12 protein-coding genes are annotated in these 16,215 nt (G+C 69.1%); 10 read left to right on the top strand and 2 right to left on the bottom strand.

Features of this window, described 5'->3' with window-relative positions; genetic code table 11:
- Positions 1 to 67: 67 nt before the first annotated feature.
- From OG782_RS16990 to OG782_RS16955, 8 genes are all read left to right on the top strand, one after another.
- Positions 68 to 2,806 (top strand): N-6 DNA methylase, encoded by a 2,739-nt coding sequence (locus OG782_RS16990; RefSeq protein ID WP_406451811.1) that lies wholly within the window; start codon positions 68 to 70, stop codon positions 2,804 to 2,806.
- On the top strand, positions 2,796 to 4,055 hold the full coding sequence (locus OG782_RS16985; RefSeq protein ID WP_406451809.1) for a restriction endonuclease subunit S: 1,260 nt from the start codon (positions 2,796 to 2,798) through the stop codon (positions 4,053 to 4,055). The genes OG782_RS16990 and OG782_RS16985 overlap by 11 nt, the downstream gene beginning before the upstream one ends.
- A gap of 13 nt (positions 4,056 to 4,068) precedes the next feature.
- Complete coding sequence (locus tag OG782_RS16980; protein WP_406451807.1) at positions 4,069 to 4,923, top strand: Scr1 family TA system antitoxin-like transcriptional regulator; 855 nt, start codon at positions 4,069 to 4,071, stop codon at positions 4,921 to 4,923.
- 4 nt (positions 4,924 to 4,927) lie between these two features.
- On the top strand, positions 4,928 to 5,125 hold the full coding sequence (locus tag OG782_RS16975) for a DUF397 domain-containing protein (RefSeq protein WP_406459120.1): 198 nt from the start codon (positions 4,928 to 4,930) through the stop codon (positions 5,123 to 5,125).
- 206 nt (positions 5,126 to 5,331) lie between these two features.
- Positions 5,332 to 5,664: a hypothetical protein gene (locus OG782_RS16970; protein WP_406451805.1), complete on the top strand. Its 333-nt coding sequence runs from the start codon at positions 5,332 to 5,334 to the stop codon at positions 5,662 to 5,664.
- Positions 5,664 to 5,933, top strand: a complete 270-nt coding sequence (locus OG782_RS16965) for a hypothetical protein (protein ID WP_406451803.1) — start codon at positions 5,664 to 5,666, stop codon at positions 5,931 to 5,933. The genes OG782_RS16970 and OG782_RS16965 overlap by 1 nt, the downstream gene beginning before the upstream one ends.
- A 144-nt stretch (positions 5,934 to 6,077) precedes the next feature.
- Positions 6,078 to 9,770, top strand: a complete 3,693-nt coding sequence (locus OG782_RS16960; protein WP_406451801.1) for a type I restriction endonuclease subunit R — start codon at positions 6,078 to 6,080, stop codon at positions 9,768 to 9,770.
- Between the two features lie 4 nt (positions 9,771 to 9,774).
- Positions 9,775 to 10,572 (top strand): M48 family metallopeptidase, encoded by a 798-nt coding sequence (locus OG782_RS16955; protein ID WP_406451799.1) that lies wholly within the window; start codon positions 9,775 to 9,777, stop codon positions 10,570 to 10,572.
- A gap of 67 nt (positions 10,573 to 10,639) precedes the next feature.
- Here OG782_RS16955 and OG782_RS16950 read toward each other — a convergent pair whose 3' ends face one another.
- Complete coding sequence (locus tag OG782_RS16950; RefSeq protein WP_406451797.1) at positions 10,640 to 12,130, bottom strand: substrate-binding domain-containing protein; 1,491 nt, start codon at positions 12,128 to 12,130, stop codon at positions 10,640 to 10,642.
- 239 nt (positions 12,131 to 12,369) lie between these two features.
- Here OG782_RS16950 and OG782_RS16945 point away from each other — a divergent pair, with 239 nt between their 5' ends.
- Positions 12,370 to 13,203, top strand: a complete 834-nt coding sequence (locus tag OG782_RS16945) for a glycoside hydrolase family 19 protein (protein WP_406451795.1) — start codon at positions 12,370 to 12,372, stop codon at positions 13,201 to 13,203.
- A 356-nt stretch (positions 13,204 to 13,559) separates the two neighbouring features.
- Positions 13,560 to 14,450: a glycoside hydrolase family 19 protein gene (locus OG782_RS16940; protein WP_406451793.1), complete on the top strand. Its 891-nt coding sequence runs from the start codon at positions 13,560 to 13,562 to the stop codon at positions 14,448 to 14,450.
- An 89-nt stretch (positions 14,451 to 14,539) separates the two neighbouring features.
- On the opposite strand, the gene OG782_RS16935 is transcribed toward OG782_RS16940, so the two are convergent.
- Positions 14,540 to 16,072 (bottom strand): helix-turn-helix domain-containing protein, encoded by a 1,533-nt coding sequence (locus OG782_RS16935; protein WP_406459119.1) that lies wholly within the window; start codon positions 16,070 to 16,072, stop codon positions 14,540 to 14,542.
- Positions 16,073 to 16,215: the final 143 nt, after the last annotated feature.

The following is a 16,215-nucleotide window of genomic DNA, read 5'->3' as shown; positions in this document are numbered from 1 at the left end:
TCGCCGCCCGGCGTCCCCCTTTTTTCGTCTGCACAGCGCCGGCATCACACCACCTTGGAGTCCGTCCGTGGCCAAGCTCACGCTCGATCAACTGGAGCGTCATCTCTTCGCTGCCGCAGACATCCTGCGCGGCACCATGGACGCCGCCGAGTACCGCGACTTCCTCTTGGTCCTGTTGTTCCTGAAGCGGGTGAACGACGAGTTCGAGGCCGCCTACGACCGGATCGTCGCCGAGGAGAAGGCCGGGGGCGCGAGCGAGGAAGAGGCCAGGGAGGACGCGGAGGATCACCGCCGCTACACGGCCGACCGGATCATGTACGTCCCGGAGGAGGCCCGCTGGTCCCGGCTGGCCGGAGCGGTGGACGACGTGGCCACGAGCTACCTCCAGCCCGCGCTGGACGCCCTGGAGGGCCAGAAGGGCAACGAAGGACTCCGCGGTCTGTTCGGACAGGTCAACTTCAACCGGATCGGTGGCGGCGGAGGCACCGGAACCTCGGCGGCCAAGCTCGCGGACAAGCGACTCTCCGCACTCATCGGTCATTTCGGGAGCCTGCGGCTGAGGGGCGAGGACCTTGAGTTCCCGGACGTCATCGGTGCTGCGTACGAGTACCTGCTGAAGGACTTCGCGGACTCGGCCGGTTCCAAGGGCGGCGAGTTCTACACCCCGCGTGCGGTGGTCCGCATGATGGTCGAGCTGGCGCGCCCGCAGGCCAACCAGCATGTGTACGACCCGTGCGTCGGCTCCGGTGGAATGCTCATCCACACCAAGGAGTACATCGAGGAGCACGGCGGCGACACCGAGGACCTGGCCCTGGCCGGGCAGGACGCCAACAACGGCTCCTGGGTCATGGCCACGATGAACATGCTGTTCCACGGCGCCAGCGACTTCGACCTGCGGACCGGGGACACGCTCACCAACCCGATGCACCTCGACAAGTCGTACGACGTGGTGCTCAGCAACCCGCCCTTCTCCATGGACTACAAGGTGGCCGACCTGCCGCCCGGTCTCGAAGACCGCATGAAGTACGGCCACACCTCGGAAAAGGGCAAGGCCGACCTGATGTTCCTGCAGCACATGCTGTACATGGTGGAGGGGCGCGGTGGCTCCGTCTTCACCGTGATGCCGCACGGCGTGCTGTTCCGCAGCGGCGCTGAGGGCGACATCCGGGCCAAGCTCATCGAGGCCGACCTGCTGGAGGCCGTGATCGGCCTGCCGTCCAACATCTTCTACGGCACCGGCATCCCCGCCTGCGTGCTGGTGCTGCGCGCCAAGGGCCGGAAGCACGTGGACCGGCAGGGCAAGGTGCTCTTCATCAACGCCGACCGCGAGTACCACTCCGAGCGCGCGCAGAACGTGCTGCTGCCTGAGCATGTGGAGAAGATCGTCTCCACGTTCCACGACGCGGTGGGGGACGGCTCGGGGGTACCCCGGTTCGCCCGCTGGGTGAAGCGGGAGGAGCTGGCGGAGAACGCGTACAACCTCAACATCCGCCGCTACGTCGACAACACCCCGCCGCCCGAGCCGCAGGACGTCCGCGCGCATCTGACGGGCGGGGTGCCGACATCGGAGATCGAGGCCGAGGACAAGGCGAAGGTGCTGGAGGCGTACGGGGTCGGGGTGACCGATCTGTTCGCGGAGCGGGAGAACGACTCCGCGTACGTCGACTTCCTGCCGGAGGACGAACGGCCGGACGCCGACCGGCTGACCGCGCTGGCCGAGGGCCGGGAGCGGGAGTTGTGGGACGCGTTCGACAAGTGGTGGGCGGTGGAGACCGGACAGATCGCGTCCCTGGCCCCGCATGAGGGCGACGACCGCACGGAGTTCGAGAAGCGGTCGCAGCTCGCCCGGCTGCGTGCCGACCTGATCGCCTCGTTCCGTCAGCGGCTGCTGAACGTTGACCTGCTGGACCGCTATGCCCTCTCGGGGGCGGTCGCCGGGTGGTGGCAGGACGCCAGGAACGAGCTCAAGGCCTTGGCCAGCAATGGCTTCAAGGGTGTCGTCGAGGGCTGGGTCGACACGGTCGAGACGCTGCTCGAACCGGAGCCGAACCCGTGGACGGGCGGCGCACGCAAACGCTCGGGCGCGGAGCGCCGCCAGGCGTACGGCCACAAGGTGGTGGCCCGGATCGCCCCGGACTTCCTGCGCGAGCTGGCCGAGGCGGACAAGGTCAAGGCGAAGCTGGACGTGAAGGTGAAGGCGGCCGAGGAGGCGGAGGCGGCGCGGGCGGCGGCTGCGGCGGGCATTGCGGGGGAGGACGGCGAGGAGCCGGGGGCCCTTGATCCTGCGGTGGCGGAGGCGCTGCTCAGTGAGCCTGAGCTGAAGAAGCTCAAGAAGGAGCGGACGGCGGCGGGCAAGGCGGTGAAGGCGCTGGAGGAGGCGTTTTATCCGGTGGACGGGATGGGGGCCGCCGCGAAGGCCGCCACTGCTGCCGCGAAGAAGAAGGCCGCAGCGGCGGAGTCTGCGGCCACCGCTTCAGCCGGTCAGACGGCGCTGGAAGTGACGGTTGCCGAAGCGGGCGTCGGTGGCGGTGCTGATGCCGACGAGGAGCGGCGCACGCCCCGGCTGCATGAGGTGCGGGATGCGCTGAGCGAGGCGGGCGCGCGCGAGATCGTGCTCGGCATCCTCCGGGATGACCTGTCCTCGAAGCTGGAGGGCCATGTGGTGCGGAGGCGTCGGGAGTTGGTCGACGTGTACGGGGGCTGGGAGCGGAAGTACCTGGTGTCGTTGCAGGATATTGAGGCGCGGCGTGAGGCTGCGGCGAAGCGGCTGGAAGGGTTTCTGGAGGAGCTGGGCTATGTCGGCTGAGCCGGACGAGACTCGCTGGGTTCCGGTTGGGGAGGTCGGTGAGGTGCGGGTGGGTAAGCAGCTTTCGCCTGCCAGCAGCCAGGCGGATGGTAGGCATGCCCCGTATCTCCGTGTCGCTAACGTTCTTGACGGGCGGATCGACTACTCAGACGTGAAAACGATGAGTTTCAGTTCCCTGGAGCGCAAAAGATATGAGCTGTTGCCAGGAGACATCCTGCTCAACGAGGGGCAGAGCCTGGAGTTGGTAGGGCGCAGCTCTATCTACGATGGGCCGCCGGGGGGGTATTTCTTTCAGAATACTCTCGTGCGGTTTCGGAGCGGCCCAAACGTGCTTCCGGCGTATGCGCGTGAGATTTTTAGGGCTTGGCTGAACGATGGTACGTTTGCGTCGATCGCAAAGAAGACCACGAGCATTGCGCATCTCGGCGGTGATAGATTCGCGAGGCTTCCTTTTCCGCTGGTGCCGATGTCGCGGCAGCGTAGAATCGTCGAGATTCTGGATTCGGTCAGTGAATCAGAGCGGGCAGCTCAGGCGGCGATCGCTAAGATTCGGGCCGTTCGGAGTGGAATCACGCTGAGTAGAATGGCGTCAGTCGTGTGCGGTGAGGTGCCAACCGGCTGGGAACGAATGGCCCTTCGCGAGGTTGTGCCTTCTGCGGACTACGGTATCTCCGTTGCGCTGGACGAAGATAGTCGGGGAATCCCCACGCTCCGGATGAATAACCTATTGAATGGGCGTATTGAGCTCGGAGAGGTTCGGTATTGCCCGCGGGGTGTGCAACCTGAGAATCTCCTTAGGGTGGGAGATGTGCTCTTTAATAGAACGAACAGCATTGAGCACGTCGGAAAGTCTGCGATGTGGGGTGGTGAGCTTGAGGAGGCAACATTCGCCTCCTATCTGGTGCGGTTGAACCCGGATATTGCAAGGATCAACCCAGGCTATCTTGTCGAATGGCTCCAGCATCCCGAAATCAGGCGACGCGTGCGCTCGATTGCGACAGTCGCAGTTCAGCAAGTAAATGTCAATCCTACGAAGCTTCGAGACTTGCTTATTGATTTCCCAACCGACTTGCGGGAACAGGCGGGGATCATTGCGAGCCTTGAAGCATGTGATCGTCGAATTGCCGTAGAACGTGAAAGCCTGGCCAAGGTTCGAGCCGTGAAGCAAGGTATCTCCGATGTGTTGCTCAACAGCGGCCCCGGTAAACTCGACCGATTGATGAAGGCCACGGAGACGGGCGTGCTGTAGCGGGAAGGGACTCGTGCCAGTCAGGAAGCCACCCACCGCCCGAAAGCGCCGCCTCGGCTCCGAGCTCCGGCGGATGCGCGAGCATGTCGGGCTCTCCCTCACCGAGGCCGCCGCGCTGCATCGCGTGGACAAGACGGCGATCAGTAACACCGAGTCCGCGCGGTTCGGCGTCAGTGCCGACCGCGTGCGCGTATGGGCGTCGAACTACTCCTGTCCCGACCAGGCCTACGTGGACGCGCTCGCCGACATGGCCCGTGAGCGGGCCGGGTCGAACTGGTGGGACGAGTTCCGGGACTCGGTCGCCTCGTTCATGCTGGACCTGGTGGAGTTGGAGCACCACGCCGTCTCGCTGCGGCACGTACAGATCACGCACCTGCCCGGCCTGTTGCAGCACGAGGACTACGCGCGCGCCGTCTTCGGTGAGGCTGTGCCTCCGCTGAGCCCGGTAGCGATGGATCTCCAGGTGGACTTCAGGATGCGGCGTCGGTCGCTGCTCGACGGGGAGAATCCGGCTGCCTGTTCGTTCCTGCTCCACGAGGCCGCACTGCGGATGCTCTTCGGTGACCGGGCTGTTGTGCGACGGCAGTTGGAGGAGCTCCTGAAGTGCTCCGAGCGGGATGCGGTGACGCTGCGCGTTATCCCGTTTGCCGCTGGAGGGTTCCCCAGCGCGGGCAGCTCGACGATGTACGCGAGCGGGCCGGTGCGGCAGTTGGACACCGTGCAGATCGACGTACCGAACGGCATCACGTTCCTCGATGCCGAGACTCATCTGACCAACTACCGTGCGGTGTTGGACCGAATGGAGACGCGCTCACTCGAACCGAAGCAGTCGCGCGACTTCATCCGCAGGGTGTTGCACGAGCTATGAAAGCCTGAGGATCGTGGAAATTCAGTGGCGCAAGTCCTCCCACTCGGAGCAGGCGGGGAACTGTCTCGAACTTGCTGTGGTCGATGGCGACGTTCTCGTCAGGGAGAGTGACGATCCTGGCGTGATCGTCAGGACGACCCCGTCCAAGCTGGCGGCGTTCCTGGCCGGGGCCAAGGCCGGCGAGTTCGACGACCTCGTGTAGCGGAGCGCCGCGACAGGGAGGTATCGCCGAGCGCTCTCGGACGCATATGCCAATGCGATCCACTTCGTATCAACATTGATGCGTCAGCACTTTTGTCGCTAACCTTGGTTGCGGGCGGTATCCAGTTGGTTACCGCTTGGACTGGAGTGCCCCGGCGGTGTCATCAGCACCCCGGGGCATGGCCAACGCCTCGAAGGAGCGTCAGCATGTTCCACCGTATCCGCACCCACCTCGCACGAACACTCGTGCACGTGGTTCTGCCCGTCCTGGCGCGCGTCCTGCGCGCCTTCCGCTTCCCCGGACCTGTACTGCCACCCGCACCGGCGCCCGTCCCCATCACCGCATCCCAACCCCCGTCCCCCCACCGCCCCCTGCGCCTCGTCCCCCGCTCCCGCCCCCACCACCCCCTCGACCCCGAACGCCGTGCCCGCCGCACCGCCCTACGGCTCGCGCTCGACGGGTTCGTGGTCACCGCCGGGGCCGCCCAGGCGTACAGCACGGGCACCCTCGTGCTCGCGACCGCGAGGAGGGCGGCCTGATGGGCAGTTCAGACCAGGTACGCGTCAGCCGGGTGCCCAGTAAGCCCGTGCGGCGGGAGGCGGACGGGTCGCTCGCCATCGACCTCTGGTTCCGCCGGGAAGGGGCCTTCGAGGCGGACGCCGCGCTGCGGCTGACGCCCGCCGAGGCCGAGACGCTGCACGCCCAGCTCTGCTACGCCCTCGACGACGACACCGCCGCCCTCATCAGCCCGGCCGCCAGTCTCCCGGACTGCCGGAAGAGCATCCTCACCACCCGCCGCCAGGTCTGACGGCAGAAGCCAGGTTCCCGTCCCGCCAGGCCCCGCATCTCCGCTGCGGGGCCTGGCCCGCGTGCCCGATTCACCCCTGGCGCACAATGGTCCCTCGCACGGTTTCACCAGTACGTCGGGTCGGTACGCGGGGGAGGCACGGGGATGGTTGGCGAAGTGGTCGGGGGAACGACCGAGCAGGTCGAGGCGGAGTGGCCGTTGCTGGCGCACCTCAAGGCGATGGGGTGGCAGCACATCGAGGGCGCCCGGCTGGCAGCCGCGGGTGAGCGCGACGACTTCGGGGACGTACTGCTGGAGCGGCGGCTGCGGGCCGCCGTGCGCCGGTGCTCCCCATGGATGACCAACGATGCGCACACCAACCCCGCCGTCTTCGCCCTGCGCGCCGCCGCGCGCCACGTATCGGCGCAGTCGCTGCCGCAGGCCAACCGTGACGCGACCGATCTGATCCTGGGCGGCATCCTGCAGTCCGGGCCGGACGACAAGGACGTCAAGACGCGGTTTGTCGACTGGTCGCAGGAGGCACTGGAGGGCAGCCGGGAGGAGATTTTGGCCCGCAACGACTACCTCGTCGTCGACCAGCTGAGGGTCTGCGACGCGGACGGCAAGCCGGCTGTCCTGGACCTCGTGCTCTTCGTCAACGGCATCCCGCTCGTCGTCATCGAGTGCAAGTCACCGGACGTACGGGACCCACTGGGCAAGGCCATCCGCGATCTGCGCGCCTATACCGGGCGGCCCGTGGACGACGACACCCGCAGCGGGCCCGGTGCCCTGCGAGGCGTACCTCACCTCTTCGCGCCCGCCCAACTGCTGGTCGCCGCCGACGGGACGGATGCCGTGCTCGGGACGTACTCCTCCTCCGAGGAGCACTACGCCCTGTGGCGCAGCATCAGCCCGGACTACGCGAAGGCGGAACACCTCCGGCAGGAGCTGCGCGGCTGGGGGCTGCTGGATGCCAAGGCGCTGCCCACGCTCCAGCAGCAGCTCACCGCGATCGTCCTCAAGCCCGGCAACCTGCTCAACATCGTCCGGCACTACGTCTTCGAGAAGCCGCTCGACGACGACAAGTCCACCAGCGGCAGCAAGCCCCGGGGGCGTACCGCACAGGCGCGAACGGCGAAGGTGGTCTGCCGGCACCAGCAGTACCGCGCCACCGAGAAGATCGTCGAGCGGCTCCGTAACCGGCGCAGCCGCCTCCTCACCGGCGGGGACATCGACGAGCGCGGCGGGGTCGTCTGGCACACCCAGGGCGCGGGCAAGAGCTTCACCATGCAGTTCCTCGCCCGGCGGCTGCACGCCAGCCCGGACCCCGCTTTGAACGGCATCACGATCATCGCCGTCACGGACCGCATCGACCTCCAGCGGCAGTTGCGCGAGGCCGTCGCGCTGAGCGAGTCCGAGGTGCGCGAGGCGAAGTCCCGTACCGACCTGGAGAGCCTGCTGGAACGGGCCGGACGGCACGGTGGGCGTGCGGTCGTCTTCGCGACCATCCAGAAGTTCCTCGGCGACCTGGTGGCGAAGAACGGGAACGGTGACACCGCGGGCGGCGAGGAGCGGTCGCTCGACGGGGAGTTCGAAGCCGACCGGGCGAAGGCCGGGGCAGGCGTGAGCGCCGCCGAGGTCGCCGATCCCATGCCGGACGAGGAGACCCTGCGCAAGGCCGCACGGATCTTCCCCGAGTGCAGCGACTCCGACCAGGTCCTCATCCTGGTCGACGAGGCCCACCGCTCCCACACCTCCGTACTCCACGCCTGCCTGCGCAAGGCGCTGCCCAACGCGGCGAGGGTCGGCTTCACCGGCACTCCGCTCATGGAGGGCAGGCGCACCGACACGGGGCGCATCTTCGGGCTTGAACCGAGCACCACGCCCGGCGGAGATCCGGAGTTCCTCGACACGTACCGGATGACGGAGGCGGAACGCGACAAGGTCGTCGTGCCCGTGCGTTACTCGGGCCGTGCCACCACCGCCGAGGTGCGTGACAGGGAGCAGCTGGACGACTGCTTCGAGGACCTGATCGAGCCGCTGGACGACAGGGAGAGAGCTCGTGTACGGGCGAAGTACGGCACCCCGTCCAAGCGGGCCGTGGCGGAGTCACCGCCGCTGATCTGGCGCAAAGCCGCCGACATGCTGGAGCACTACGTCACCGGCCCGCTGACCGGTGGTTTCAAGGCCCAGGTCGCGGTGGTCAGCCGGAAGGCGGCGGTCCTCTACCGCAACGCGTTCCAGGAGGCGCGCACCGAACTGCTGCTGCGCGTTGCGGAGTTCGACAGGAGCGGGCGGCGGGAAGCCCTCAGGGGGCGGGCGCCGGAGACCTACACCCGCGAGGAATCGCTTCTCCTGCGCGCCTGGCAGTTCCAGGAGCTGCTGCGGCGGATCGACTTCGTACCCGTGATCTCGGCAGGCGCGGAGCAGAAGAGCGGGAGGTGGCGCGAGTGGACCGACGAGGACAACAGGCGCGACCACGTCGCCCGGTTCCTTCAGCCGTTCCCCCAGCTGCCCCCCGACAACCCTTGGGCCTACACGCCGCCCGCCGAGCCCGACCCGGTTCCGGCGGGGGCCGTCGGCGGGATGAACCCGTGGAGCGACCTGGTGTGGGGCGAGGAGGCGGCCGACCCGCCGCCGATCGCGTTCCTCATCGTGAAGTCCATGCTGCTCACCGGCTTCGACGCACCCATCGAGCAGGCGCTCTACCTGGACCGCCCGATCCGCGACGCCGAACTGCTCCAGGCGATCGCCCGCGTCAACCGGCCCGCCCGGCGCAAGACCGAGGGGCTGGTGGTCGACTACTACGGCGTGCTGAACAACCTCGCCGTGACCCTGGCGGCCTACCAGGGCAATCCACTCGCTCTCGACTCGCTGCGCGACATGTCCGAGGAGCTTCCGGAGCTGGGCAGGACGGCCGGGGAGTTCCGGGCGTTCCTGGCGGACGAGGGAATCGACGCGGACGGCCTCACGACCCGAGCGGGACTCGCGGCCGCGGTGCTCGCGCTCTCCGACCCCGCGCGGCGGGCCGACTTCGACGAGAAGCTCGGCGAGTTCCTGGGCGCGGTCGACCGCGTCCTGCCGCACGAGGATGCGCTGGAATTCATGCCGGACGCACGGGCGTGGAGCGTGCTCCAGATGCGCGTGCGCCGCCATTACCGCGACGACACCGGCGGCGGCTTCGCGATGCGCGGCTACGGCCGCAAGGTACGGGCGCTGATCGCCGACCACCTGGAGGCGTACGAGGTGAACGAGGCCGTACCGCCCGTGTCGATCCTCGCGCCCGACTTCGACGAGGTGGTCAGCAGGCTTCCGGTGCGCGAGGCGGCGGCCGAGCAGATCCAGGGGTTGCGCTACCACCTGGAGGAGCGGCAGGCGGTGGAGGACCGTGCGGTGTACCGGCAGCTGTCCGTGGAGCTGGAACGGGTCCTGGAGGAGTTCGCCGGACGATGGGAAGACATCGTCCGGGAGCTTGGACCGCTGGTCGAGCGGGCCGTCCGAGCGGAAGAGGCCGACCCCGCCGTCGCCGACCTCACCCCCATGGAGCAGCGGCTCTACGTCCTCATCGGCGAGAAGCTGGCGGAGAGCGAGCTGCTGGAGACCGCTGGTCCTCAGGAGCTGCGTCGGGTCGTGGCCGAGGTGTACGACGAGATCACCAGCCGGGTGGGCCTGGCTTCCTTCGGAGGTGAGGCCAGGCATGTGGCGAGGCTGGAGGCACGCCTCTCCATCCGCCTCCGTCAGGCTGGCTACCGCCTGCGGGGCGAGGGACGTGAGGAAGTGAACCGGCTCGCCTCGACACTCGCGGGGTACGCCGCGCAGCACCTGGAAGCCTTCCGGTCCGAAGCGCGGAGAGAATAGGCGTATGCCCGCGCTACCCGACGCCGCGTCCGTCTCCGATGAGCCCTTGCTCACCGAGGACGGGGTGCTGTTCGTCGACGGGCGGGAACTGGGTGTCCGCATCAGCCTCCGGCGCCGGCGCCTGGGCCTGACGGTCGAGCGGGACAGATCGCTCACGCTGCACGTACCCAAGGGGTGCGGGGTTCGGAGGGCCGAGGACTTCGTTCGTTCCAGTACGGGCTGGATCGAGGCCAAGGCGCGGCTCAGCGAGGAGCGCCGGCAGCTGCACCCCACACGGTCCCTCAGGGACGGCGAGATCCATCGGTACCTGGGACGGGACTACCGGCTCCTGGTCGTCGACGCCCCGCCGGACGAAGGGCGCCCGGTCGCCGCCGTCCGTCTGGTCGCGGGCAGGCTGAGACTGGACAGCGGGGTCGCGGCAGACCCGGTGCTCGCGCGCAGGGCGCTGGCCGACTGGTACAGCAGGGCGGGGCAGCGATGGATGCAGGGACGTCTGCAGCCCTGGGCCGCACGGATGGACCTTCCCGAGCCCACGGTGCGGGTGCGGGACCTGGGGCATCGCTGGGGAAGCTACCGGGCGGGTTCGACCGGTGACGGGACGATCTCGCTGCACTGGGCGGTCTTCCAGCTTCCGATGCACCTCGTGGACTACGTGGTGGCCCATGAACTGGCCCATGTCCGGGTGCCGGGACATGGCCCCGAATACTGGCGTCTTCTGGGCCGAGCCCTTCCGGAATGTCGTCGGCTGAAGGCCGAGCTGGATGAGCTGGGCCGGCGCGTCTGGATGGGGGATCTGGGCTGACGCGTCCGCCACATGCGGCGGACTCGGTCCTCACCGCAGATCCGCAGCCCCTCAGGCATGTCCGGGCTCAGTCCTCCCCGCAGATCCGCAGCCCTTCCGGAGTCGCGCACGGCAGATGGCCGTGGGTGCGGATGACGTCCTGCCCGCTGCCCCGGCTGAGGTAGGAGAGGAAGCCGGAGGCCAGCGAGTCGGCGGGCGGGCTGCCGTAGGTGTACGCGTACTCGATCTCCCAGTACGGGTAGGTGCTCGTGCCGATCGTGTCGACGGACGGGGCGGCGCCGTCGATGGCGATCTGGTGCGCACCGGCCGGTTTGGTGCCCGTACGCAGTTCGCTGTAGCCGATCGCGCCGTCGAGCCGGCCGACCTCGGCCAGGACCTGGTCGGTGGAGTCGAGTTCGCAGCGGATGACCGGGGCCTCGGGGTCGTCCTTCGTGGTGCAGTCGCGGGAGGACTGGGCGGGTTCGTTGCGGCCCAGGACGCGGCGCTGGAACACCTCGCGGGTACCGGAGTTGGCGTCCCTGCTGACCAGGAGGACGGGGAGGTCCGGGCCGCCGAGTTCCTTCCAGTTGCGGATGTCGCCGCGGTAGAGGGCGCGGATCGTGTCACGGGTGAGGTTCTTCAGCGGGACCTTGTCGTTGACGACCAGGCGGAAGAGGGAGACGGCGACGCGGTTCTCGCGCAGTTGCGGGAAGCCGCTCGGCTTGGGGCCGTCGGAGAGGGCCACGAGGGCGGGCGAGCCGGACTTCCCGGCCTTCGCGCCCCGGTCGGCCAGCTCCCTTATCCCGGCGGTGCTGCCGTGCGGGTCCACGGTGATGGTGGCGCCCTCGCACGCCTTGCCGTACTTCTCCGCCAGTTCGTCCAGGACGGGCTCGAAGGCGGTGGAGCCGGTCACGGTCAGCTCGCCGCGGGCGCAGCCTATCGGGGGCGGGGTGTCGTCCCGGACCAGGATGATGGAGGCCAGGGTGATGACGCAGACCGTCAGTGCCACGGTGATGAACCGGGCGGCCCGGCCGAACAGCGGGGGCTTCTCGTCCGGGCGGGCGGCGGTGTTCGTCCGCACCTCGCCGTCCCGGATGCCGCCGGTGATCCGGACGGGGCTGCCGACGCGTGAACCGGTGAGCAGGACCAGGAGTTTGAAGTGCTCGCCCCGGTTGAGCGGGACGCGCGGCAGGCGGATCAGGGAGCCGCTGCCGCGGAGGCCCTCGGACGGGGTGAAGTGGTCCATGAGGTGGTCGGCGCCGGGGGAGTGGGTGACGCCGATGCCCCGGACCCGGCGTTCGGTGAACTCGACGACCAGTCCGTGGAGTTGTCCGTCCGGTCCGGTGTAGTCGCCGCGGTCGATGGACTGCGAGCCGTCGTTCTCGATGCGGAGCAGGACGAGGGTGGCGTCCGCCATGTCCGGGGTCTCGTCGAAGGGGCCGAGTCGCACGTTGGCCCGCGCCCGGCTGACCTCGCTGCCGATCGGGGTGTCCATCTGCACGCGGTAGCCGATGCGTTTGCGGCGCGGGACGCGGCGTTCGTACCCGAGCACGCCCACGGAGGCGAGGACGCCCAGCACTGCGGTGAGTACCGGGTCCCGTCGCCAGGTGTACGCCCGCCGTTCGCGCGAGGGCGATGGCCGCGGGCGACGGGGCGGGACGGCTGGTCCAGACCTTGACAGGTCCAGACCAATCGGGGTTGGGTGTCGGGATGCCCGACGGCATGCCGGAGCCTGTTCGGGGTGCCCTGCCGAAGGAGTGAGCAGCGCTGAACCGCATCAAGAGCGTTCTGACCGTACTGAGTGCCGTCATCGCGACGGTGGCCTTCCTCCCCGGCCCCGCGAGTGCCGCGCCTGCCGCCGCCGGGGAGCCGGCGCGGTGCGCGCCCGTCTGGAGCTCCTCGACCGCCTACCCGTCCGGTGGTGCCGTCTCGCACCACGGCCGCAACTGGACGGCGAAGTGGTGGACGCGGAACGAGAATCCGGGCGCCACCACCGTCTGGTCCGACAGCGGCGCCTGTGCGGGCGGGGTCTCCGACTTCGTCATCAGTGAGGCGGAGTTCGACGAGATCTTCCCGGACCGCGACGCCTTCTACACGTACCAGGGTCTGATCGACGCGCTGCACGCCTATCCCCGCTTCGCGAACACCGGGACCGAGGCGACGAGGAGCCGGGAGGCGGCGGCGTTCCTGACGCACGCCGACTTCGAATCGGTCGGCCTGCAGTACGTGAAGGAGATCAACGAGGCCAACTACTGGATCAAGTGCGACTACAGCCAGCCGTTCGGCTGCCCGGCCGGCCAGTCCGCGTACTACGGCCGCGGCCCGATCATGTTCAGCTGGAACTTCAACTACAAGGCGGCCGGTGACGCGCTCGGCCTCGACCTGCTGAACGACCCGTGGCAGGTCGAGCGGGATCCGTCGGTCGCCTGGCAGACCGCGCTCTGGTACTGGAACACTCAGAACGGCCCCGGCACCATGACCTCGCACGATGCCATGGTCGGCGGTGCGGGCTTCGGTGAGACGATCCGCTCGCTCAATGGCTCGCTGGAATGCAACGGCGGCAACCCCGCTTCGGTGAAGGCGCGGATCGCCAAGTACGAGCGGATCACCGGCATCATCGGTACGGATCCGGGTTCGGGCCTCACCTGTTGACGTAGTGGGCGGAGCGCGAGCGGGTGCGAGAACTTCTCGCGCGCCCGTACGGCCGGACAGAGGGCGGCTGCCGTCCCGCATGCTGGACGGGCCCGAAGGTTTTTGCCTTCGGGCCCGTCCTTCTTTTCCGGCGGTGACGGTGATGATCCGGACTGACGTCCTCCGCAATACCCGCTGTTGGGCACGGTTCCGGAACGGGGGGCCCTGGTGTGCGGGGGCTCACGGGCACGCATCGGGAAGGTTTCCTTGCGGTGGTCTAGACCTTGACAGGTCCAGACCAACGCCGCTTGAGTGACTGTCACCCCCCATGGCGGCGCACCGACGAGATCGGTGCGCCGCGCCGAAGGAGTGTTCACATGATCAGACGCATCATGGGCCTGCTCGCCGCGCTGGTCGCGGTCGTCGCGACGGTCGTCGTCCTCCCCGCCACCACCGCTTCGGCGGCCGACTGCGCGGCTGCTTGGAACTCCTCGTCCGTCTACACGGGCGGCGGAGCCGCCTCGTACAACGGGCACAACTGGACCGCCAAGTGGTGGACCCAGAACGAGACCCCCGGCAGCTCCGACGTATGGGCCGATCAAGGCAGTTGCGGCGGCGGCACCGATCCGGGCGGACCCGGTTCCTCCGACGGCTTCGTCGTCAGTGAGGCGCAGTTCAACCAGATCTTCCCGGGCCGCAATTCCTTCTACACCTACAGCGGCCTGACCGCCGCACTGAGCGCCTACCCGGGCTTCGCCAACACCGGCAGCGACACGGTGAAGAAGCAGGAGGCCGCCGCGTTCCTCGCCAACGTCAGCCATGAGACCGGTGGCCTGGTGTACGTGGTCGAGCAGAACACGGCCAACTACCCGCACTACTGCGACAGCAGCCAGCCCTACGGCTGTCCTGCGGGCCAGTCCGCGTACTACGGGCGCGGTCCGATCCAGCTCAGCTGGAACTTCAACTACAAGGCCGCCGGTGACGCGCTCGGCATCGACCTGCTGGGCAACCCCTACCTGGTCGAGCAGAACGCCTCCGTCGCCTGGAAGACCGGCCTCTGGTACTGGAACACCCAGAACGGTCCCGGCACCATGACGCCCCACAACGCCATGGTGAACGGCGCCGGATTCGGCGAGACGATCCGCTCCATCAACGGCTCCCTCGAGTGCAACGGCGGCAATCCCGCCCAGGTCCAGAGCCGTATCGACAAGTACCAGGCCATCGTGGCGATCCTCGGCACCACGCCCGGCTCGAACCTCAGCTGCTGACCGGCTGAACTCCCGGTCCACGGGGGGTGTGTCCGGCCGGAAGGCCGGGCACACCCCCTCCGCCGTCCCCCGCCGCTACGGGACAGCCCTTAGCCGCCGTCCGTGATGTCCAGTGCGCGGAACGCCAGCCACAGGTCGTAGCGGGCGCTCGGCGTCCGCAGCAGCGAGCGCTGGAGCACGTTCTCCAGCCGGGTCAGCCGCTTGCGCACCCCGGGTACGGAGATGTCCAGCGCCTCGGCGGCCGGACCGAGCTGGGCCTGGCACTCGAGCCATGTGCGCAGGGTGGTGCGCGGGTCGGTGGTGCCGCCCGCCGCCCCTGGACCGTCGAGCGGGCGCAGCTGCTGCACGGCCCAGGAGCGGACCGCGGGCAGCCGCAGGATCTCGTCCAGCGACCGGGCGGATGCCGCTACGCCTCCGGCCACTACGCCTCCGGCCACTACGCCTCCGGCCGCTACGCCCCCGGCCTGCCCCTGACCGGCGGGCCGGGGCAGGCTGGGGGTGGCGCGGATGCGCAGGGCGAGGTCGAGCGCGGCCTGGTCGGCGACCCGGTGCAGGTCCAGGTCCAGCAGCTCACCGATCAGCCGCAGCCGTGCGGCCAGTGTGTTGCGGTGGATCTTCAGGTGGTCGGTGGCGTGCGAGGAGAACGAGAGCCAGGAGGCGAGGGTCGCCGCGAGCTCCTGGCTGCCGGGGTCCTGGCTGCGCCGCGGGAGATGGGCGAGCAGCGGGGCCAGCAGCGCATCGGCCCACCGGGCCCCCTCGGCGCCGACCACCAGCGCGGGCTCCGGCGCCGCGCCGAAGCGGGCGTGCCGTTCCGGCAGCCCCCGGGCCACGGCCAGCGCGTCGAACGCCTGGCGGTACGCGGTCGCCGTGTCGGACAGCGCCACGTCCTCGCTGACGCCCACGAAGCAGTCGTCGACCACCGAGGCGACCACGGAGTCCAGCCGCGCGTGCGCCGGGTCGGGGCCCGCCGGCACGACGAGGATCAGATGGCGGGCGTAGACCGGGCACCGCACGATCCAGGACCGGCCGCCTGACAGGTCCGCGCAGATCCGCGCCACCTCGTCCCGGCCGCGCCCCGAGCACTCGACGACGCAGACCCGTACGGGATCGGGCAGATTGGGTTTCAGCGCCCCCGCCACCTGGTGCGCGATCGACAACTGGCCGGTCATGAGCAGATGCAGGACCGCCTCCCGGCCGCGGGACTCCGCGAGATCGACGCGGCGGCGCTTGCGCTCCACGCTCTCGGCCGCCCAGCACATGGCCAGCGGCAGGGCGGCATCGGCGAGGAGCGTGGACAGCCCGTCCGGCAGCGGACGCCGCCCGACCACGGCGAGGAGCGGTGCGGGAGCGTCATCAGGGCCGTGCGCGGGGCCGTCCAGCGAGAACAGCAGCGCGGTGAGCGGTCCCTGGTCGACGAAGAGGGAGCGGGCGCCGAGCGCCGTCAACTCCTTGACGCCCTCGGCCGCGAGCGCGGCCGATGCGGCGCTCGTGGGCTCGGGGATCCGGGCGACGCCGTGCAGGACGGTGCCATCGCGTCCGAGCAGCCCTGCCCAGCCGCTCGCGCGCCCGGAGACCCACCGCAGCAGCTCCCGCGAGCCGCCCGTCCGGGCGAGACCGTTCATCCGTATGACGTCGTCGGCCCGTCCGCGCGTGTGCACACGTCCTCCGCTCCTGGCCAAAACCGGAGTGCAGCGTACCGGTTCGGTTGTGCGGACTGATACCTCCGGCCGTCCACACGGTGCGAACCGAATCTTTCCCGGCGCCT

The sequence above is a fragment of the Streptomyces sp. NBC_00876 genome, assembly GCF_045207435.1.
Taxonomy (GTDB): Bacteria; Actinomycetota; Actinomycetes; order Streptomycetales; family Streptomycetaceae; genus Streptomyces.
The sequence above is the reverse complement of the archived record's forward strand: the minus strand, read 5'-3'. Positions and strand labels throughout refer to the sequence as shown.